This is a genomic window from Thermaerobacter composti (genome assembly GCF_033582035.1).
Taxonomy (GTDB): Bacteria; Bacillota; Sulfobacillia; order Thermaerobacterales; family Thermaerobacteraceae; genus Thermaerobacter; species Thermaerobacter composti.
Genome location: NZ_CP132508.1, coordinates 1657486 through 1677605, shown reverse-complemented (window position 1 = coordinate 1677605; position 20120 = coordinate 1657486). Strand labels below are relative to the sequence as shown.

The 20120-nt window shown below is 75.3% G+C and carries 15 protein-coding genes and 1 riboswitch; of the genes, 5 read left to right on the top strand and 10 right to left on the bottom strand.

Annotation, left to right across the window (positions count from 1 at the left end; genetic code table 11):
• The first annotated feature begins 97 nt into the window (after positions 1-97).
• From Q5761_RS06810 to Q5761_RS06795, 4 genes are all read left to right on the top strand, one after another.
• Entirely contained in the window at positions 98-874 is a 777-nt protein-coding gene (locus tag Q5761_RS06810) for an SDR family oxidoreductase (RefSeq protein WP_318749981.1), read from the top strand.
• Positions 875-1219: 345 nt separating this feature from the next.
• A riboswitch (TPP riboswitch) is annotated at positions 1220-1339 on the top strand.
• Between the two features lie 147 nt (positions 1340-1486).
• Positions 1487-2083 carry an ECF transporter S component gene (locus Q5761_RS06805; protein ID WP_135225581.1) on the top strand — a complete coding sequence of 199 codons (597 nt, stop codon included), beginning with the start codon at positions 1487-1489 and terminating at the stop codon, positions 2081-2083.
• 16 nt (positions 2084-2099) lie between these two features.
• Positions 2100-4901: an ATP-binding cassette domain-containing protein gene (locus tag Q5761_RS06800; RefSeq protein WP_318749980.1), complete on the top strand. Its 2802-nt coding sequence runs from the start codon at positions 2100-2102 to the stop codon at positions 4899-4901.
• A 110-nt stretch (positions 4902-5011) separates the two neighbouring features.
• Positions 5012-5680: a TenA family protein gene (locus Q5761_RS06795; RefSeq protein ID WP_318749979.1), complete on the top strand. Its 669-nt coding sequence runs from the start codon at positions 5012-5014 to the stop codon at positions 5678-5680.
• A gap of 2 nt (positions 5681-5682) precedes the next feature.
• Here the strand turns inward: Q5761_RS06795 and Q5761_RS06790 are convergent, their stop codons facing one another.
• Both Q5761_RS06790 and Q5761_RS06785 read right to left on the bottom strand, forming a co-directional pair.
• The gene (locus Q5761_RS06790; RefSeq protein ID WP_318749978.1) at positions 5683-6762 is read right to left on the bottom strand and encodes a metallophosphoesterase; all 1080 of its coding nucleotides are present in this window, start codon (positions 6760-6762) and stop codon (positions 5683-5685) included.
• Positions 6759-7340, bottom strand: a complete 582-nt coding sequence (locus tag Q5761_RS06785) for an MGMT family protein (protein ID WP_318749977.1) — start codon at positions 7338-7340, stop codon at positions 6759-6761. Before Q5761_RS06785 ends, Q5761_RS06790 begins: the two co-directional genes overlap by 4 nt.
• A 242-nt stretch (positions 7341-7582) precedes the next feature.
• Between Q5761_RS06785 and Q5761_RS06780 the strand changes: the two genes are divergently transcribed.
• On the top strand, positions 7583-7921 hold the full coding sequence (locus tag Q5761_RS06780) for a hypothetical protein (protein ID WP_318749976.1): 339 nt from the start codon (positions 7583-7585) through the stop codon (positions 7919-7921).
• Between the two features lie 126 nt (positions 7922-8047).
• Here Q5761_RS06780 and Q5761_RS06775 read toward each other — a convergent pair whose 3' ends face one another.
• The 8 genes from Q5761_RS06775 to Q5761_RS06740 all read right to left on the bottom strand — a co-directional run bounded on the left by Q5761_RS06775 (position 8048) and on the right by Q5761_RS06740 (position 19891).
• Positions 8048-8731: a TIGR00725 family protein gene (locus tag Q5761_RS06775; protein WP_318749975.1), complete on the bottom strand. Its 684-nt coding sequence runs from the start codon at positions 8729-8731 to the stop codon at positions 8048-8050.
• Positions 8732-9191: 460 nt separating this feature from the next.
• Positions 9192-11483 carry an ABC transporter ATP-binding protein gene (locus Q5761_RS06770; protein WP_318749974.1) on the bottom strand — a complete coding sequence of 764 codons (2292 nt, stop codon included), beginning with the start codon at positions 11481-11483 and terminating at the stop codon, positions 9192-9194.
• A gap of 340 nt (positions 11484-11823) precedes the next feature.
• On the bottom strand, positions 11824-13584 hold the full coding sequence (locus Q5761_RS06765; RefSeq protein WP_318749973.1) for an ABC transporter ATP-binding protein: 1761 nt from the start codon (positions 13582-13584) through the stop codon (positions 11824-11826).
• 461 nt (positions 13585-14045) lie between these two features.
• Positions 14046-14957 carry an ABC transporter permease gene (locus Q5761_RS06760; protein ID WP_135225574.1) on the bottom strand — a complete coding sequence of 304 codons (912 nt, stop codon included), beginning with the start codon at positions 14955-14957 and terminating at the stop codon, positions 14046-14048.
• Positions 14944-16146, bottom strand: coding sequence for an ABC transporter permease (locus tag Q5761_RS06755; RefSeq protein ID WP_135225573.1), 1203 nt, complete (start codon positions 16144-16146; stop codon positions 14944-14946). The genes Q5761_RS06760 and Q5761_RS06755 overlap by 14 nt, the downstream gene beginning before the upstream one ends.
• On the bottom strand, positions 16143-17672 hold the full coding sequence (locus Q5761_RS06750; protein WP_135225572.1) for an ABC transporter ATP-binding protein: 1530 nt from the start codon (positions 17670-17672) through the stop codon (positions 16143-16145). The genes Q5761_RS06755 and Q5761_RS06750 overlap by 4 nt, the downstream gene beginning before the upstream one ends.
• Positions 17673-17784: 112 nt before the next feature.
• Entirely contained in the window at positions 17785-18861 is a 1077-nt protein-coding gene (locus Q5761_RS06745) for a BMP family ABC transporter substrate-binding protein (protein WP_318749972.1), read from the bottom strand.
• Positions 18862-19216: 355 nt separating this feature from the next.
• A complete protein-coding gene (locus Q5761_RS06740; RefSeq protein ID WP_318749971.1) occupies positions 19217-19891 on the bottom strand; it encodes a DNA-3-methyladenine glycosylase in 675 nt (224 codons plus the stop codon).
• Positions 19892-20120 lie beyond the last annotated feature (229 nt).

Here is a 20120-nt window from a genome sequence, read left to right as displayed (position 1 = left end):
GCCGCTGCGGGCCGGCCGCCGGACGCGGACCGGCCGCCGGCGAACCGGCCCGCGGTCGACGGGGCCGGGCCGGCGCTCGCAACGGGGAGGTCCACCCATGGGCGTGCTCGACCGTTTCCGCCTCGACGGCAAGGTGGCGCTGGTGACGGGGGGCAGCCGCGGCCTGGGCCTGCAGATCGCCCAGGGGCTGGGGGAGGCGGGCGCCGCCGTCGCCATCACCGCCCGCAAGGAAGAGGGCCTGCGCGAGGCGGAGGAGCGGCTGCGCGGCCAGGGCATCCGCTGCCTGGCCGTGCGCTGCGACGTCACGGACTACGAGCAGGTGGTCGCGGCGGTCCGCCGGGTGGTGGACGCCTTCGGCGGTCTGGACATCCTGGTCAACAACGCCGGCGCCACCTGGGGCGCCCCCCTCTTCGACATCCCCCTGGAGGCCTGGGACAAGGTGATCCGCACCAACCTGCACGGCACCTTCTACATGAGCCGCGAGGCCGCGCGGGTGATGATCCAGCAGGGCCGCGGTGGCCGGATCATCAACGTCGCCTCCATCGCGGGGCTGCGGGGCAGCGATCCCCGGGTGATGCAGACCCTGCCCTACAACACGGCGAAGGCCGGCGTCATCAACTTCACCCGCGACCTGGCGGCCAAGCTGGCGGAGCACGGGATCACGGTGAACTGCATCGCCCCGGGGTTCTTCCCGACGAAGATGACCCGGGGCATCCTGGCCCAGTACGGGTCGGTGATCGAGCAGTCCGTGCCGCTCCGGCGCCTGGGTGGCGAGCGGGACCTGCAGGGAGCGGCGCTGCTCTTCGCCTCCGAAGCGGGGTTGTACATCACCGGGCAGGTGCTGGCCGTCGATGGCGGGATGACCGCGGTCTGAGGCCTGCCGGTGGTGCGTCGACGCCGGGCCCTTGCGGTCCCCGGCCGGGGTGGGGGGCGTCGCGTGGGGTGCGTCGGGTGCGGTGGGAACCAGCGGCACCAGGGGCTTGAGGGGTGGCGGCGGCCGCGGGCGGGGCTGCTGGGGTCCCATCGCGTGGCGCGAACCCCTCGGCCAGAACGCGGGCTGCGGGGGGCGGCCGCGGGCGGGGCCGGCGGCGCGGGCGTGGCGCGGGGCCACCCGCCGGCAGCGGGACCGCCCGGCGGGCTCCAGGTCAAGCCGTGCGGGCGCCCGGCGTTGACGGCGGTGGACCGCGCGGCCTATGATCGAGGTGACAATCCAACGGGATGTCGGTACCGGGGGTGCCCGCTACGGGCTGAGAAGCGCGGCAGCCGCAGGCTGCAGGGGCGCTACCCTTCGGACTCGATCCGGGTAATACCGGCGTGAGGAAGGTACCGCATGGCCGCCTGGACGGCATGACGAGCACCACCTCCTGCCGGAGGTGGTTTTTCGTTCCTCGGCGTCCTCCGGCGACCCACGGCGCCTTGCCGCCCTGCCGCCGGCCGTCCCGCGAGCCCCCGGTCCCGCACCGCTACGGCGAAGGGGGCGTTGCGCATGGCCGGTTCGTCCCGCCGATTGCAGTTCCGCGAGATCGTCATGTTGGCCTTCGTGGCCGCGGCCTGTTCCGTCCTGTACATCAACGCCTGGGCGCTGTGGGACGTGGCCCGGGCGGTCCATCCGGTGGTGGCGGAGCTCACCTACGGCGTCTGGTTCATCGCCAGCACGGTGGCGGCCTACATCATCCAGAAGCCCGGCGTCGCCTTCTGGGCGGAGCTCCTGGCCGCGGCCGGGGAACTGGCGCTGGGCAGCCCCGACGTGCTGTGGGTGCTGCTCTACGGCGGATTGCAGGGACTCGGCGCGGAGGTGGCCCTGGCCGCGTTCCGCTATCGCCGGTTCGACCTGCCCGCCCTGGCGCTGGCCGGCGCCCTGGCGGCGGTGGGCAGCCTGCCCCTCGACGCCCTGACGGGCTACTTCACCGGGATGCGCGCCGGAACCCTGGTGGCCGCTGCGGCGGTGCGGCTCCTGAGCGGCGCCGTGGTCGCCGGCCTGCTGGGCAAGGTGCTGGTCGACGGCTTGGTGCGGACCGGGGCCCTGAATGCCTATGCGGTGGTGCGCGGCCGGCAGGATCAGGGCCCCGGCGTGGCCGGATGAGGCGAGGTGCCAGCCGATGCCGTGGGACGATGCGGCGCGCTCGACCGCATGCGGGGTCGGCCCATCCCGCGCCACGGCCGCGGTGGAGCCGTCCTCGTCCGCCGGCCGGCGGCCCGCCGGCCGGGTAGGCGGGGAGGGCGCGGCAGGGGTCGACCCGGCGGGGGTGGCCCCGGCGGCGTCCTGCCGTGGGCTGAGCGTCCGCTACCCCGATCGACGGGAGCCGGCCCTGCGGGACGTGACGCTGGCCATCCCGGCGGGGCAGCGCGTGTTGCTGCTGGGGCCCAGCGGCTCGGGGAAGAGCACCCTGGCCCTGGCGCTGGGCGGCCTCATCCCGTCGGTGATCGAGGCCCGGGTCACGGGCGAGCTGCACCCGGCGCGGCGGGCGGGCGTGCTGTTCCAGGACCCCGAGGCCCAGTTCTGCATGTTCACCGTGGATGAAGAGGTCGCCTTCGGCCTCGAGAACCGCTGCGTGCCGCCCGCCGAGATGCCGGCGCGGGTGGCGCAGGCCCTCGCGGCGGCGGGGCTGGACCTTCCCTTCGGTCACCCCATCCAGGCCCTCTCCGGGGGCCAGAAGCAGCGGTTGGCCCTGGCGGCGGTGCTGGTCCTGGAGCCGGACCTCCTCGTGCTGGACGAGCCCACCGCGCAGCTGGACCCTGCGGGCCGGGCCCTGGTGCTGGAGACCCTCCAGCGGCTCCCGCGCCGGCACACGGTCCTCGTGATCGAGCACGACCTGGACGGCGTGGTGGACTGGGTCGACCGCGTCGTCCTCCTGGCCCCGGGCGGACGTCTGCTGGCCGACGGCGAGCCCGCGGTGGTCTTCCGGCGACATCGGGCGGAGATCGAGGCCTACGGCATCTGGCGGCCGCGCAGCTGGGGGCCCTTCTGGCGGCCGGTGGTCACGGGGGCCACGGGCTGGCGCGAGGCGCCGCCGGCCCGGGGCGACGGCGCCCGGGTCCCCCCGCCGTCGGCGGACCGGTCCACCGCCCGGGGGACGGGGACGCCGGCGCCCACCGCCGGGGAGGGGGTGCGGCGGGCGGAGGAGCGGCCCCGGGCGGCGGCGGAAAAGGGCACGGAGACGGTGGCAGAGGGGCGAGCGGGGGCGGCGGGCGCGGCGTGGGCGCCGGGGCGGGGCGCTCCCCTGGTTCGCTTCGAGGCCGCGGCTGCCGCCCACGGCCGTCGGGTGGTCTGGCAGGACGTCAGTCTCACCATCGCCGCCGGCGAGTGGGTTGTCGTGCTGGGGGCCAACGGAGCGGGCAAGTCCACCTTCCTCCAGGTGGCGGCGGGGCTCCATCCGCCCGCCAGGGGACGGGTGGTCCACGCGCCAGAGCTCACGGGTGGCCGCGGCGAGGCCGCGCGGGTGGGGTTCGTCTTCCAGAACCCCGAGCACCAGTTCGTCACCGAGTCGGTCTACGAGGAGGTGGCCCTGGCTGGCCGGCTGGCGGGCCTGCCCGAGGCGGAGCTGCGCAACCGGGTGGAGGCGCTGCTGGCGCGGTTCGAGTTGGCGGACCTGGCCCGGGCGCACCCCTACACCCTCTCCCAGGGGCAGAAGCGGCGGCTCAGCGTGGCCAGTATGCTGGTGGTGCCGCGACCCGTCCTCTTCCTGGACGAGCCCACCTTCGGCCAGGATGCCCGGACGGCGGCGGCCCTGGTGGAGGAACTGGTGCGGCTCCACCGGCAGGGGACGACGCTGGTCATGGCCACCCACGACCTGGAGCTGGCGGGGGCGGTGGCGACGCGGCTGCTGGTCTTCGGCAACGGCCGTCTCCTCTACGACGGGCCGCCCGCGCCCCTGCTGGACGACCCGGCCCGCCTGGCGGCGGTCGGCCTCGTGGCGCCTGCCCCCCAGGGACGCGCCCTGCCGGCTTCGGCGGCGAATCCGGCGGCGGACGGCATCGCGGTCGCCGGCGCGCCCCCGCTGCGGGCTGCGCCGTCTGGGGGGCGAGCGAGGCCGGCGGGGTCCGCGGGAGCGGACGGCGGGGCGAAGGGGAGGTCCGCGGTCGCGGTCGGGCAGGGAGGACCCCAGGGCATCGCCCGCGGAAGCCCTGCACCCGCGCCCACCCGGCGGGAGGACCGCACCCCCTGGGTCGGCCGGGTCCACCCGGTGTGGAAGCTGGGCGCCCACCTGGTCCTGGCGGGGGTGGTGCTCGCCACCGACGACCCGGCGACGCTGGCCGCCCTGCTGGCGGTCCCCGTGGTCCTCGGACTTTTGGGCGGGGGCATCGGGGTCCGCCAGTGGCTGGTCGCCATGGCGCCCTTCGCGGTGGTCGCCGCCACGCGCGTGTGGACGCTGGGCGCCTTCGGGGAGGGCCAGCGCGTGGTGGCCCAGGTGCTGTGGTACCGTTTCACGGCCGAGGGGCTGCACCACGGGCTGGTGGTGGGACTCCGCCTGCTGGGGGTCGGAGCGCTGGGGGTGTTGTACGTCCGGACCACCGGCCTGGCGGATTTGGTGCTGGGCCTCGTGCAGCAGGGCGGGCTCAGCCCCCGCTGGGCCTACGGGCTCCTGGCCGCCCTGCGCTTCGTCCCCCTCTTCCAGGACGAACTGGCCCGGGTGCGGAAGGCTTACCGCGTCCGCGGGCTCGCCGGCCGGGGGCTGCGGGGTCGGCTGGAGGCCACCTACCGGTACAGCCTGGCGCTCCTGGTCCATGCGGTGCGGGCGGCGGAGGCGGTGGCCGTGGCGCTCCAGGCCCGCGGCTTCGACGGGAGCCGAAGGCGCACGTTCTATCGGACGCTGACGGCCGGCTGGCGGGAAGCCGGGTATGCCGGCCTCCTGCTGGGCCTGGCCGCCGTCGTGCTGCTCGCGTCGGCGCACCTGCGCTAGCGTCGCGGGACCGGTCCGGCGGTCGGACCGGCAGCCGGTCCGGCGGTCGGGCGGCCGTGGAGCCCGCAGGCGGGCAACTCCGCCGAGGAAGGCGACGGGAGGGATCCGCGATGCATCCGGGGACGGCCCATCCCCCGGCGTCGGGGGACGGCGGCGGGACGGGGTTGGCCGCGCAGCTCTGGCGGCAGAACCTGGACGTGGCGCGACGGTGCCTCGAGCACCCCTTCGTCCAGGGCCTGGGACGGGGCGACCTACCCCGGGACCGCTTCGCCTGGTACGTCGGGCAGGACGCCAACTTCCTCGAGGCCTTCGCCCGCGCCTACGCCCTCGCCCTGGCCAAGGCGCCTGACCTGGAGACCATGACGGCCCTGCGCGACCTCCTGGAGGGGGTGCTGGACGAGCTCCGCCTGCACCAGGGTTACGCCGCGCGATGGGGGGTCGACCTGCGGCCGGCCCCGGCCCTGGCCACGCGGGCGTACACCGGCTTCGTCCTGGACGTGGCGTGGTCGCGGCCGCTGGGGGCCATCGCCGCGGCCATGACCCCGTGCATGCGCCTGTACGCCTACCTGGGGCGCTCGCTGGCCGATCGGGTGGCACCCGACAATCCGTATCGCGAGTGGGTGACCACCTACGGGAGCCCTGCCTTCGAAGGGCTGGCCCGGCGCCTGGAGGCCCTGCTGGACCGCTGGCACCCCGGCGTCGAGGACGTGGCCGCCCTGTATCGGACGGCCATGGAGCTCGAGTTCGCCTTCTTCGATGCGGCCTGGCGGGCGGCCTGACGTCAGGCCAGTTCGACCAGCACCACCTCGGGGCGGCACAGCAGGCGCACCCACGGCTTCGGCGTCCCCAGGCCGGTGGCGATGTACCACCAGGTGCCCCCGATGTCGAACCAGCCGCGGTCGTAGCGGGGCAGCCAACCCTGGCCGGGGATCCACAGGGCGCCGACGAGGGGCAGCCGGACCTGCCCCCCGTGGGTGTGTCCCGCCAGCACCAGGCGCACGCGGCGGGCCGCCGCCTCTTGGCGGAGCCGGGCGGCAGGGGCGTGGGCCAGCACCACGGCCGGCAGGTCACGGGGCGCGCCGGCCAGGGCCCGGTCCAGCCGATCCCGGCCCGTGTGGGGGTCGTCGACCCCGGCGAGGAAGACGGCCACGGCACCGCTGCGGAGCACCACCCCGCGGTTGACCAGCACCCGGATGCCCGCCGCCTCCAGCTCGCGTCGCAGCGCGGGCCAGCCGTAGAGGTGGTCGTGGTTGCCGGGCACCAGGTACACCGGCCAGCGCCGGGCGAGGGTGGCCAGGAGGTCGACGCCGCGCCGGGCCGGGAGGTGGGGGCCCTCGGCGAGGTCGCCGGTGACGACCACGGCATCGGGATCCCAGGCGGCGACCTGGTCGAGCAGCGCTCCCTCGTCGACGCGATAGAGGGGCGCGTGCAGGTCCGTCAGGTGGACCAGCCGGAGGCCGCGGCGGACGGGGCGGCCTCCGCGCGCCGCGGGCAGCGGCCGCGGCGGCCCGCCCGCCAGCGGCAGCCGAAACGCCCGGCGTCGCAGCCAGACCGGTTCCACCAACAGGGCCCAGCCCAGAACCAGCATCGCGACGCCTGCCAGGAACGCGACCGGCGGTGCAAGGGTCGGGTCGGCGGCCGGCGACCCGGCGCCGGCCGCCGCGGGCGATGGCGCCCCGCCCGGCAGCGACGTCGCCGCCACGGTCGCCAGGCCCAGGGCGGCGACGGCCGTCCCCGGGCGCCGGGCTGCCCCGCGGACGCCCAGGCGCCGCCCGCTCCCGCGGCGGCCTGCGGTGGGCGCCTGGCTGCCGGCGGGCGGCCCCCCGCCGGTCCGGGGACGCCGGGCCGCGGGACCCCTCACGCCGCCCCGTCCCTCCCCGGCGCCCCCGGGGAGGGACGGGGCGGCCAGGCCCCTTCGAGGCGCAGGAGCCGCTCCTTGATCGCCGGACCGCCACCGGAGTACTGGCCGAGGCGGCCGTCGGCACGCACTACCCGGTGGCAGGGGATCAGGAGGGCGACGGGGTTGGCCGCTACGGCGTTGCCCACGGCGCGGGCGGCCCCCGGTCGCCCGAGGGCCCGGGCGATGGCGGCGTAGGTGCGCACCTGACCGCGCGGGATGCGGCGGACCTGGTCCAGCACCGCCCGGGCGAAGGGGCTGAGGCCGGCGGCCTCCAGGTCGACGGGGACCTGGACGTCGGCGCCGGCGAACCATGCGTCCAGCAGCGCCTGGAACGCCGCCCGCCGCGTATCGTCGCGGCGTGGCGCCTCCGCCCCGTCCCCGTCCGGTCCGGGGGAGCTCGGCGCCCGTCGCCCCGGTCGGGCGCCGGTCAACGGGGCCTCCCCGTCCAGCCGCTCGAGCCCGCAGACGCCCCGCGGGGTCCAGGTGATGCGCACCGGGCCGACGGGCGTGTCGACCACCGTGAAGTGCCGGGTCGCCATCGGGTGGCAGCTCCCTCCTCGACCCATCCCGACGCAGACCTCCTCGCGTCGCGGTGCCAGCCTCCGTCACCTCGCCCTTGGCCTCGCCTGGCGGGCCGCCGACCCCGGCCGCCCGTCCCCCCACGGTCACCCCGGGGATGCCGTCGCGGCGGGGTGGCGCAGCAGGAGAGCGCCTCCAGGGGACGAACCCCTCGCCAGGTGCGGCCCGGGGGCCGCCACGCGCGGCCGGGGAGGTGCGCTCGATGTTCGACACCATCCTGCACCGCCTGTTCGGCTGGGGCAGCATCCTGGAGGCGTCGTCCCTGCGGGACGACGAGCCCTTCTTCCGCGCCCAGTACTATGCGGTCTACCGGTTCCTCCACCGCAACGACATGACCATCGTCGAGGACCGGGACCGCAACTGCTTCCTCTGGGAGGGCGGACCGGAGCTCCGCCGGATCGGGATGGAGGAACTCGGCCGCTTGCTGCAGGCCGGGGCCATCCTGCCGATGTCCGAGCCGCAGCCGCTCCCCGGCCTGTACGCCCACCTGCGTCCGATCTACAACCCGATGCGGCGGAGCTTCGAGTTCCGGCGGCGTTGAGCGTCCCCCACCGGGACCCCACTGCGACGCGCCGGCGGCTGCGTCGCAGCTGCGGGACGGTGCCCTCCGGCACGCCGGGACGGCCCCGTCCTCCGCCGCCTCGGCGGCGCCACCGCGGCGCCGCCGTCAGGCCGGCGTCACCACATCGCCGGCGCCGCCGCCCGCCTCGCCGAGCCCCCGCCAGCGGGCCGGCCCCGGGAAGTGGCGCTGGCGAAACTGGCGGGCCAGGGCCACCGCCCGGCCGGCCGCCTGCTCGGGGGTGGTGGCGAACTCGATGGCCACGGTGCGTCGCCCGTCCAGGTACCGCCCCTCCACCAGGACCTGGCGGATCCGATCGGACCAGCCGCCGCTGCCGGCCAGGATTACCACCGGCCGCCCGTTGAGGTAGGCCGCCGACAGCTCCCCCAGGGTCCCGTTGCCGCCTCCCATCATGACCACGCTGTCGGCGGCGTGGATCAGCACCATGCTGCGCCATTCCATCCCGAGGCCCGTGGTCAGCGGCACGTGAAGCCAGGCGTTGCTCTCGCGGGGGTCGTCCCCGGGCAGGATGCCCACGGTGAGGCCGCCGGCCTCCCACGCGCCCTGGCAGACCGCGGCCATGACGCCGTCGCGGCCCCCGGTGAGCACGACGGCGCCCTGCCGGGCCAGGGCGGCACCCACCGCCCGCGCGGCGTCCCGCAGGCTGGGTGGGATGGCCCCGGAGTCCCCGATGACCGCCACCCGCAGGGGCGGGCCGTCCAGGGGTGCGGGGGCAGCCGGCCGCACCGCCGTCGCGATGGGATCGTGGTTCTGCCGGTAGTCGCCGCGCACGGCCATCCCTCCCTGCTGGGACAGGGTGTGCCGGATTGCGTCCGGCGGTGCCGGGCGTCGCCGTCCCGGCCGGCGGCCGGGGGCGGTTCGCGGATCCCCATCGGCTTTGCCGCGCTCGATCTCGGCCTGGGTCGCCCGGCGGCCGTCCACCCGGTTCGCGGATCGCCATAGGCTTTGCCACGGGCTGCGTGCCCTCCTGCCTTGCCGGCAGGGCGTCCGCATGGGGCGGCTGTTCCCCCGATCCCGCCGGCGCCCCGGACGGCGGGGCCGTCGCCCGTCCCACCCATCCCGCCGGCAGGCTGCCGCTGGCCGCTGGACCTCGTTCGTCCGGGGTTCCCGGACGGTGGCACGGTTCCCGCCGTCCTCGGCGGCGTCCTCGCGCCGGCCGACCCGGCCTTGGCGGGAACGGCGTCCCGCCGACGGACGGGGGAGGCCACGGACAGCATGTCGGGATGCGTCCTCAGGCGTCGGGACTGCCGCCCGCCGCCCGACGGCCCGCGGGGCGGCGGACCGCCTCGCCGCGCCCGTCGCCGGCCGTGCCCCCGGTGGCCGGAAGGCCCTCGTGCTCCCCATGCTGGAGCAGCCAGAGCCGGTGGTACAGCCCGCCCCGGGCCAGCAGCTCCTGGTGGGTGCCCACCTCGCGGATGCGACCGCGGTGGAGCACGATGATGCGGTCGGCGTGCTGGATCGTCGACAACCGGTGGGCGACGATCAGCGTGGTGCGCCCGCGGGTCAGCTGCCGCAGGGCCTCCTGGATCAGCTGCTCCGTCTCCGTGTCGATGCTGGCCGTCGCCTCGTCCAGCACCAGGATGGCGGGATCGTAGGCGAGGGCGCGGGCGAAGGCCAGCAGCTGCCGCTGGCCCGCCGACAAGGTGGCGCCGCGCTCCGTCACGGGCTCGTCGTACCCGCGCGGCAGCTTGCGGATGAACTCGTCGGCGCGGGTCAGGCGGGCGGCCCGTTCCACGTCCGCGTCGGAGATGGTGGGGTTCCACAGCCGGATGTTGTCGCGGATGGTGCCCGTGAAGAGGAACACGTCCTGCTGCACCACCGCGATGTGCCGCCGCAGCTCCTCCTGGGGCCACTCCCGCACGTCGATGCCGTCCACCCGGACCGCCCCGCGCTGGACGTCGTAGAACCGCACCAGGAGGTTCAGGATCGAGGTCTTGCCGGCGCCGGTGTGGCCCACGAAGGCCACCGTCTCGCCGGGTTCGACCCGGAAGGAGACGTCCCGCAGCACCCACTCCTCGTCGCGGTAGGCGAACCAGACGCCATCGAACTCCACGGCCCCCTGCACCCGCGCCGGGACCCGCGGTCGCGGCGGATCGACCACCGCGGGCGGGGTGTCCAGCACGCCGAAGATGCGCTCGGCCGATGCCATGGCGGATTGCAGGATGTTGAACTTCTCCGCCAGCTCCGTGATCGGCCGGAAGAACCGCTGGACGTACTGGATGAACGCCACCAGGACGCCCAGGGGCAGCTCCCGTCCCAGCACCTGGGCGCCGCCGTAAGCCATGACCAGCGCCAGGGCCAGGGACGAGAGGAAGTCGATCACCGGCCGGAAGACGGCGAAGACCGTGACGTGGCGCAGGCTCGCCTGGAGATAGGCATGGTTGATCGCCTCGAACTCGGCGAACTGCTCGCGCTCGCGCCGGAACACCTGGATGATGCGCATGCCGGCGATGTTCTCGGAGAGGAAGGCGTTGATGCGGGCCAGCCGCACCCGCATCTGCCGGTAGGCGGCGCGGGCCTGGGTGCGGAAGACCGCGGCGGCCAGCGCCACCAGCGGCAGCACGGCGAAGGCCACCAGGGCCAGCCGGGCGTTGTACGCCAGCATGATGCCGGCGATCCCCACCAGGACGAACAGGTCCCGGAAGAGGTTGACCACCACGCTGGTGTACATCTCGTTCAGGGTCTCGACGTCGTTGGTCACCCGGGTGACCAGCCGGCCCACGGGGTGGCGGTCGAAGAAGGCCAGGGACATGCGCTGCAGGTGGCCGAACACCTCGGCGCGGATGTGGGCGACGATGCGCTGGGCCGTGCGCTGCAGCAGGTACCCCTGGGCGTAGGCCAGCCCGAAGGCGGCGGCCGCCAGGGCCAGGTACAGCCCCGCCAGGCGCACCACCGCGGCCCGTTCCGGCTGGCGGAGCTCGTGCAGCTCCGCCCGGCTGAGGAGGCGGGCCGGCAGGAGGCGCGCCGCGCCGCCCTCGGCGGCGCCGGGCGTCGAGACGGTGCCGTCGGGCGCGCCCGCACCGCCAGATGGCGCGGGATCCGCCGTCCGGGGGACCACCAGCACCGTGGCGCCGTGGCGGCTTGACACCCGCAGCTGGCTCGCCGGGGCGGTGACCGGTTCGTCCCCCACCAGGACCAGGTAGTGCTGGCCGTCGGCGGCCGCCAGGACCTGGTAGCGGGCCGCCGCCCGCTGCGCGGGCGGCAGGAAGTCGGCGGGCAGCCGGTCTTCCCGCAGGAAGAACCGGCCCTCGAAGGCCACCGCCTCCCGGCGCAGCCGGGCGGGAAGGCGCTCCATCGCCGCCGGGCTCAGGGCGATCCGGGGGCGGTCGGCCGCCCGCAGGTGGTGGTCGATGGCGGTCCGGATGAGCAACGGACCCGCCAGATCCGCCGCCGTCACCAGCAGCAGCATGAGGATGCTGAGCAGGATCCACCCCAGGTGGGGACGGGCATAGCCCAACAGGCGCCGCATCAGGCGGCCGTCGTAGAGCTTGCCGAGGTGCTCCTCCTCGCGGTATTCGTCCATGGGCCTCGATGGTTCCCCTTCCCTGATGCCTGCGGACCGAGGGTCCGTTCCGCCCAGGCGGGCCCCGGTCCGCGGTCCCGGCCGGCCCCGCCGCGGTCCCCGGGCCTGGTGGGTCCCCCGGCGACCCGCGGTCCTGCCGGCTCCCCCTGGGATTCGCGGTCCGTGCGGCCCTCGCCGCGATCCGTCGCGGCGGGCCGCGCCCCGGCGGCCGGCGAGCCGGTCACGACCGGCAGGCCATCCCGGCCGGCGGCCGTGCGATCCTGCCGGCGCCGACGGCCGCCCCGCACCGCGGGCCGGCCCCTAGGGCTGCGGCGCGGGGCGGAGGATGCGGCCACCGGGCCTATTCGGCGGCGATCTGCTCCTCCAGCCGCTGGCGCCGGTAGAGGCGGTAGTACTCTCCGCGCCGCGCCAGCAGCTCCTCGTGGGTTCCCCGTTCGACGACGCGGCCGCCGTCGAGGACCAGGATCTCGTCGGCGTGCTGGACGGTGGAGACCCGGTGGGAGATCAGGATCGTGGTGCGCCGGGCCATGATCTCCCGCAGGCGTGCGAGGATGCGCGCCTCCGTCTGGCTGTCGACCGCCGAGAGGCAGTCGTCGAGGATCAGGATCGGCGGATCCTTGAGCAGGGCCCGGGCGATCCCGATGCGCTGACGCTGGCCGCCGGAGAGGGTGACGCCCCGCTCGCCGACGGGCGTGTCGAAGCCCTTCGGGAACCGGCGGATGTCCTCCTCGACCTGGGCATCCCGGGCGGCGGCCACGACGGCCTCCCGGCTCCAGTCGCCGGGGGCGAAGGCGATGTTCTCGGCGATGGTCTTGGAGAAGAGGAAGTGGTCCTGGGGCACGTAGCCGATGTCGCGCCGCAGCACCGCCAGGGGGATCTCTCGCACGTCGACGCCGTCGATGAACACCGTGCCCGCCGGCGGGTCGTACACCCGCACCAGCAGGTTGGCCAGGGTGCTCTTGCCCGACCCGGTGCGACCGATCAGGGCCAGCGTCCGGCCCGGCTCCACCGTCACCGTCAGATCCTCCAGGGCCGGCGGCAGGTCCGGTCGGTAACGGAAGGTGAGGTTTCGCACCTCGATCCGCCCCCGCAGGCGGCGGACCGGGGCGGGCCTCGGCGGATCGGTGATCTCCGGCCTCTCGGCGAGGATGGCGTCGATCCGCTCCATGGACGCGGCCCCGCGCTCCAGCAGGTTCACCACCCATCCGATGGCCAGCATCGGCCACACCAGCATGCCGAGGTAGCTGACGAAGGCGACGAAGTCGCCCAAGCTGATCACGCCGTCGAGGACCAGCGAACCGCCGTACCCGAGGACGATGACGAACCCCAGGGCGGTGAGGAACTCGATCAGCGGGTCGAAGGCGGCATCCACGCGATGGAGGTGCAGGTTGGCCTCCAGGTAGCGCCGGTTGACGCGGGCGAACGCCTGCTCCTCCGCCTGCGTCCGGGAGAACGCCTTGACCACCCGGATCCCGGAGAGGTTCTCCTGGACGCGGTCGGTCAGGTCGCTGAAGATGTCCTGCACGCGCCGGAAGCGGGCGTGGATCGCGCGGCCGAGCCCCCAGGAGGAGAGGGCCAGGAGGGGCAGCGGCAGGAGCCCCAGCAGGGTGAGCCGCCAGTCGATGGTCAGCAGCATCACCGCCAGGGTGCCGGTGCTCATCAGCAGCGAATCGGCCAGCATCAGCACGCCGGGCCCCAGCGCCATGCGCACCGCCTGCAGGTCGTTGGTGGCGTGGGCCATCAGATCGCCCGTCTTGTGGTGGTTGAAGTAGTTGGCCGACAGCGTCAGCAGGTGGCCGAACAGCCGCGCCCGCATCGCCTGCTCGATGCGCCAGGAGGTGCCGAAGACGTAGATCCGCCAGAGGTACCGGAAGATGCCCACCCCGACGGCGAGGCCGACCACCAGGGCGGCGTGACGCACCGCGCCGGGCAGGTCGAGGGCGCCGCGGTCGAGGGCGTCGGTGAAGGCGCCCACCAGGCGCGGGATGGCCAGCTGGAGCGCATCGGTGGCCATCAGCGCGCCGATGCCCAGGGCGTACCGGTGCCAGTAGGGGCGGATCAGGCGGATCAGGAAGGCCGTGCGCTTGCCCAAGGGGTCCATCCTTTCCGGTTGCCCCGTCTCCCGAGGGGTGCGCCACGGGCCCTGCCGGCGAAGCCGGCCGGTCCGGCGGCGCCCGCCAACGCCGGCCGAGCGCCCGAACGCCGGCGGCAAAGACTAAGTATAGCACAGCAGGGCCTCCGGCCCCGGGGGCGTCTCGCCGGAGGGGGCGCGGTCTGCCCCCGGGGCGGTCCTCGCGCTGGAGCCGGCTCGATCCGCGCCGCGGCCCGGCGGCCGGGGGACCCGGCGGCGCCACACCGCGGCGACCCCCGGATCCGGCCGCGCCCGCGCGAAACCCTATGGGTGAGCGGCCGGGACCGGCGGGGCCGATGCGCCCGGTCTCCCGGCTGCGATGGTCCACCCCCCAGGGTACTCCCCCTGTCTCGCGCGGAGGGGACCGCCACCGGCGGTCCCCTCCGCGCGTGGGCGGGGCGGGCCCGAGGCGCCAGGCATCGTCGCACCGCTCAGTCGTCGTCGCGGCTGTAGTGGGTCCCCACCGCCGCCGGCGGCGTGGAGCGGCGCACGACCCCGGCCAGCACCAGCAGCGTGACCACGTACGGCACCATCTCGAGGAACTGGTAGGGGATCGCCACGTTGGCCTGGATCGACAGCGCCTCCGCGGCGCCGAACAGGAGGGAGGCCAGGGCGGCGCCCGCGGGCGTCCAGTTGCCGAAGATCATCGCCGCCAGCGCCACGTAGCCCCGGCCCTGGGTCATGCCCTCCACGTAGACGTGGTTCAGCTCCACCACCAGGTACGATCCCGCCAGGCCCGCCATCATGCCGCTGAGGATCACGCCCGCCATCCGCAGGGACTCCACGTTGACCCCCAGGGTGTCGGCCGCCAGCGGGTTCTCGCCGCAGGCGCGCAGCCGCAGCCCGAAGGGCGTGCGCTGCTGGACGTACCAGGCCCCGAGGACCAGGAGGAAGCCGACGACCACCAGCGGCGAGACCTGGCCCAGGTAGGGGACCTGCAGCGGCGGCAGGCCCTCGACCCGCCCCGACGTGGTGGCGGTGCCGAAGGCCTGGTAGCTGCCGATGCGGACCAGGCCGGCGGCCAGCAGGTTGACGGCCACCCCGCTGACGATGTGGTCCACGCGGAAGCGCACCGCCGCCAGGGCATGCACCAGCGCCAACAGGCCCCCGGCCGCGATCCCCGCGGCGATGCCGGCCGCCGGACCCCACGCGGTGCCGGCCCAGGCCGAGGCGAAGGCGCCGCCGAGCATCATGCCCTCGAGCCCGATGTTGACGACCCCGCCCAGCTCGGTGAAGGTGGCGCCCACGCTGGTGATCAGGACGGGGAGGCTGAGGCGCAGGGTGCCGGCCAGGAGGGTCAGCAGGCCGGCCAGCAGGGCGGCGGTCCCGTCAGGCGCCGGCATGGTCTCCCCCCTCCCCCAGCGCCGGCGGCGCCGCCGACCGGGGCGGTGCCGGTTCGTCCGGATCCACCGCCTCCCGACGGCCCGGGGCACCGGCCAGGGTGCGGGCCCGCTCCCAGCGACGCAGCCAGCGTCCCCACGCGGCGGCGACGACGAGCATCGTCAGGATGATCGTGCCCTCCATCACCGTGACCACCTCCCGCGGCACCCCCGCCAGCGCCTGGACGCCGAGGCCGCCCCGCTGCAGGAAGGCGAAGAGGAAGGACGCCAGGATGACGCCGGCGGGGTGGTTGGCGCCGACCAGGGCCACGGCGATGCCGGTGAAGCCGTAGCCGCGGGGGAAGTCGATGTCCAGGTATCCGAAGTACCCGAGGAGGTCGGACAGCCCGATCAACCCGGCCAGGGCGCCGCTCAGGAGGAACGCCCTGCGCAGGGTGGCCTCCACCGGGATGCCGGCGGCCCGGGCGGCCTCGGGGTTGAGCCCCACCGCGCGGATCTCGAAGCCGAGGGGCGTGCGCCACAGCAGCAGGTACAAGCCGCCCGCCACCGCCAGGGCGACGGGGAAGAACCAGTCCAGCGCCACGGAGGGACGCAGGTGGATCCCCAGGGCCTCGGCCAGCCCGTGGATGCGCGGGATCCGGGCGCCGGGTGCGATCTCGGGCATGCGCACCCGCGGCGTGCTGCCGCCCTGGACGGGATCTCGGAAGACGTCGCCGATGAGCCACAGGAGCAGCGAGGCGGCGACGAAGTTCAGCATGATGGTGCTGATCACCTCGTGGACGCCCCGCCGCACGCGGAGCTCGGCGGGCAGCCACGCCCACAGGACGCCGCCCGCCATGCCCGCCAGGACCGTCAGGGGCAGGTGGACCGCCGGCGGCAGGCCGGCCAGGTACACCCCGGTGAGCGACGCCGTGAAGGCCCCCATCAGGTACTGGCCCTCGACGCCGATGTTGAACAGGCCGGCGCGGAAGCTGGTGGCCACGGCCAGGCCGGCGAAGATCAGGGGGGTCATGCGCGAGAGCACCCCCGCGAGGCTGTCCGCGCTCGCCAGGTTGTAGCGCAGCATGACCGTCAGGGCCTCCAGCGGGTCGCCGCCCGTGACTCGGACGACCACGGCCCCGATCAGCCCCGCCACGGCCACCGCCACCGCGGGCACCGCGACGGACAGCGAGGCCCGGACCCAGGGGTTCACGCCGTCTCACCCCCCGCCAGCATCAGGCGCCCGAGCCGCTCGGGGGTCACCTCGTCCCGCGGGACATCGCCCACCAGGCGCCCCCGGACCAGCACGCCGATGCGGTCGGCCAACGCCAGGATCTCCTCCAGGTCCGCGGAGATCAGCAGGATGCCCAGGCCTCGGGCCCGGGCGGCCAGGAGCTGACCCCAGACGAACTCGATGGCGCCCACGTCCAGGCCGCGGGTGGGCTGGGCGGCCACGACCAGCCGGGGTCCGCGCTCCAGCTCCCGGGCGAGCACCAGCTTCTGCTGGTTGCCACCGGAGAGGGCCGCGACGGGGACATCCAGGGAGGGCGTCCGCACGTCGTACGCGGCGACCAGGCGGGCGACCTGGGCCCGGATGGCCGCGGGCCGATACAGCGGGCCGCGCCGCCAGCGGGGATCGCGATGGCTGCCCAGCAGGGCGTTCTCCCACAGGGTCATGGGCAGCACCAGGGCCTGCCGCTGACGGTCCTCGGGGATCACCGCCAGTCCGGCCGCGCGCCGTCGCGCCACGCTCCAGCCGGCCGCGTCGTGGCCGAAGAGCCGGAGCCGGCCGCCGTCCACAGGGCGCAGACCCGCCACCACCTGCACCAGCTCGGCCTGGCCGTTGCCCTCGACGCCGGCGACGGCGTAGATCTCGCCCGCGCGGACCGTCAGGCTCACCCCGTCGAGTACGGCCCGCCCGCCCTCGCGGCAGGTGACCCCCTCCAGGGCCAGCGGCGGCGCCGGTTCGTCCTGCCGGGCCGGCTCGGGCCGCTGGACGCGGAACAGCACCGGCCGGCCGACCATCATCTCGGCCAGCTGCGCCTTGGTGGCGGCGCGGGCCTCCACGGTGCCGACCACGCGGCCGCGCCGCAGCACCGTGATGCGGTCGGCGATGGCCAGCACCTCATCCAGCTTGTGGCTGATGAAGAGGACGGTCGCGCCCTGCTGGCGCAGCGCCCGCAGGTGGCGGAAGAGCTCCTCCACCTCCTGGGGCGCCAGCACCGCCGTCGGCTCGTCCAGGATCAGCAGGCGGGCGCCGCGGTAGAGCACCTTGAGGATCTCCACCCGCTGCTGCTGGCCGACGGAGAGGTCGGCCACCCGCGCGTCGGGGTCGACGTCGAGCCGGTAGCGCCGGGCCAGGGCCTCCACCCGGGCGCGGGCGGTCGCCAGGTCGAGCCGGGCCCGGCCCCCGGGCTCGCTGCCCAGCACCACGTTCTCGGTCACGGTGAAGCGGGGGATGAGCATGAAGTGCTGGTGGACCATGCCGATGCCCAGCTGGGCGGCGTGCCGCGGGCCGCGCAGGCGGACCGGGCGGCCCTCCAGCCGGATCTCGCCGGCGTCGGGCGAATGGAGGCCGGCCAGGATCTTCATCAGCGTGGACTTGCCGGCGCCGTTCTCGCCGACGATGGCGTGGATCTCGCCGCGGCGCACGGCGAAGCTGATGTCGTCGTTGGCCACCAGGCCGGGGAATCGCTTGGTGATGTGGCGCACTTCCACCATCCACTCGGCGTCCGCCACCCCTGCACCTCCCCGCGCTGCCCTTGCCGTGGGTCGCCGGGCACGGGCAGGGGACGGCCGTCGCGCCGTCCCCTGCCCGTGCCTGCGCCCGTTGCCCCGCCCGGGTCCGGGCTCAGACGTCGCCGGGTCGCTCGGGCACCTGGATCTGTCCTTCCAGGATCTTCTGCTTGATCTCGTCCAGCTGGGCGGTGATGTCCTCGATCATCGGCCGGTTCTTGTCGTTGAGGGCGTAGCCCACGCCGCCCTCCTTGAGCCCGTACTGGCGCAGCCCCGGCTGGAAGTCGCCCTCGACGACGGAGCGGATCACGTCGAGGACGGCGACGTCGACACGCTTGACCATCGACGTCAAGATCACGTCGGCGTAGTCCGGCGCCGTCAGCGACTGGTCGGCGTCGACGCCGATGGCCAGCTTGCCCTCCTGCTTGACGGCCTCGAACACGCCCTTGCCCGTGGCGCCCGCCGCGTGGTAGATCACGTCGGCGCCCTGCCGGATCTGGGCCAGGGCCAGCTCGCGCCCCTTGGTCGGGTTGCTGAAGGCCTCGCCGGTGGTGCCGGCGTAGTCGACCAGCACCTGCACGTCGGGATTGACGTACTTCGCCCCCGCCCGGTAGCCGGCCTCGAAGCGCTCGATCAGCGCGCTCTTCATCCCGCCGACGAAGCCGATCTTGCTCGTCCGCGTCTTCAACGCCGCCGCCGCCCCGACGAGGAACGAGCCCTCGGCCTCCTTGAAGGTCAGGCAGGCCACGTTGTCCAGGGGCTCCTCGGGGCAGGAGTCGACGATGGCGAACTTCACGTCGGGGTACTCCTTGGCGACGGTGGTGATGGGATCGGTGAAGAGCAGCCCCACGCCGATCACCAGGTCGTAGCCCTGGTGGGCGAAGGTCCGCAGCAGGTCCTCCCGGTTCTGGCCGCCGGCGTCGGGTTCGGCGTCCTGGACCTCGACGCGGTCGCCGAACTCCTCCTTGGCCTGCTCGAGGCCCGCGTAGGCCATGTCGTTGAAGGATTGGTCGCCCCGGCCGCCGACGTCGTAGACGAGCCCCACGCGGATCCGGGGCTGCTCCGCTTCCCCGGTGCCCTGTTCGCCCTGCGACGGGCCGTCGCCGCCTCCGCCGCCGCACGCGGCGAGCACCAGCGCTCCGGCCAGCAGCAAGGCGAGCCCTGCGGTCCGACCCTGCGGTCGTCTGCGCATGCCCAAACCCCCTACGCAACCTTGGCTGTGCCCTGGGCGGACGTGCCGCGGCCGGGGTTCGTCGAACCAGGGCCTGACCGCCGGGGTTCGTCGAACCAGGGCCCGACCACGGCCCCCGCGCCGACTGGCCATCGCACCCCGCCTGCCGGCCGCCCGACCCGAGGCGCAGACCATGGACAGGTTCCGCGCCGGCGGACCGACTCCTGCCGGCGCCCCGGCCTGCGGCCCCAGAACATCCTGGACGCGACGGCGGCTGGTCGCCATGGGGAGCGATGGGGGCGGCGGGAGCGGGGGATGCGCCGCGGCCCGGGCCGCGGCGGGCCCTCCCGGGTCGTGAGGAGCGGGGGCCGACCGGCTACGGTCGCGACACGTGGGGGTTGCCCTCGATCCAGAACCGCCAGGGTACGCGCCTCCACTCGCCGGCGTAGTCGATGTTGATCCGCGGGCCCCGGGCGACGGTCCCGACGGGGAAGGGCGGGTTGGGCCGGTGCAGCCGCAGGGGGGATGCGGGGTCGAAGAGGGGGAGCCCGTACTGGGCGCGGGTGATCCCCAGCGCCTGGCAGAGCCGGCCGGGGCCGCCCGTCAGGACCCGCGGGGGTAGGCGGCGGGGGTCGCCGGCCTGGCGGCGCCGACGGGCCATCAGCGCCAGGCCCCGGCGGGGCTCCAGCGCGCGCACCAGGACCGCGTGGGGCTGACCGGGCTCGGCGGCGACGACGTTGAAGCAGAAGTGCATGCCGTAGATCGAGAAGACGTAGGCGTGGCCCCCTGGCCCGAACATCACCTCGGTGCGGGCGGTGCGTCGTCCACCGTAGGAGTGGGCGCCCTTGTCCTCCGGCCCCGCGTACGCCTCCACCTCGACGATGATGCCGCTGGCCAACCCCTGGGGCGTCTCGTGGACCAGCTCGAGGCCGAGGAGCGCGGGGGCCAGCTCCGGGGCCGGTCGGCGGAAGAACGCGGCCTCGACCACCGGCCCCAGGGGGACGGCGGCCAGGGGGTCGGCGGCGTCGGCGGTCGGGACGTCGGCGGTCACGGGCGCACCCTCCCCGAGCCGGGGACCCGGCGTTGCGGGTCCCGGGGGACTTGCGGGTCCTGGGGTCTTGCGGGCCCGGGGGGTCGGGGGAGCCCCCAGCCGCCCGGGTCCCGCCCCACGGGCACCAGTCTAGCGCATCCAGCCCGCGGCGGGCCGGACCGCCCGGCCGCCGCCCTGCGCCGCCCGGCATGGCCGCCAGGCGGCCGGGAAAGGCTAACGGCCGGACCCG

Excerpts from the sequence above, each read along its gene's own strand:
- Q5761_RS06810 (WP_318749981.1), top strand. The coding sequence starts at position 98 with ATGGGCGTGCTCGACCGTTTCCGCCTCGACGGCAAGGTGGCGCTGGTG.
- Q5761_RS06805 (WP_135225581.1), top strand. The coding sequence starts at position 1,487 with ATGGCCGGTTCGTCCCGCCGATTGCAGTTCCGCGAGATCGTCATGTTG.
- Q5761_RS06800 (WP_318749980.1), top strand. The coding sequence starts at position 2,100 with ATGCCGTGGGACGATGCGGCGCGCTCGACCGCATGCGGGGTCGGCCCA.
- Q5761_RS06795 (WP_318749979.1), top strand. The coding sequence starts at position 5,012 with ATGCATCCGGGGACGGCCCATCCCCCGGCGTCGGGGGACGGCGGCGGG.
- Q5761_RS06785 (WP_318749977.1), bottom strand. The coding sequence starts at position 7,340 with ATGGCGACCCGGCACTTCACGGTGGTCGACACGCCCGTCGGCCCGGTG.
- Q5761_RS06780 (WP_318749976.1), top strand. The coding sequence starts at position 7,583 with ATGTTCGACACCATCCTGCACCGCCTGTTCGGCTGGGGCAGCATCCTG.
- Q5761_RS06770 (WP_318749974.1), bottom strand. The coding sequence starts at position 11,483 with ATGGACGAATACCGCGAGGAGGAGCACCTCGGCAAGCTCTACGACGGC.
- Q5761_RS06765 (WP_318749973.1), bottom strand. The coding sequence starts at position 13,584 with ATGGACCCCTTGGGCAAGCGCACGGCCTTCCTGATCCGCCTGATCCGC.
- Q5761_RS06760 (WP_135225574.1), bottom strand. The coding sequence starts at position 14,957 with ATGCCGGCGCCTGACGGGACCGCCGCCCTGCTGGCCGGCCTGCTGACC.
- Q5761_RS06745 (WP_318749972.1), bottom strand. The coding sequence starts at position 18,861 with ATGCGCAGACGACCGCAGGGTCGGACCGCAGGGCTCGCCTTGCTGCTG.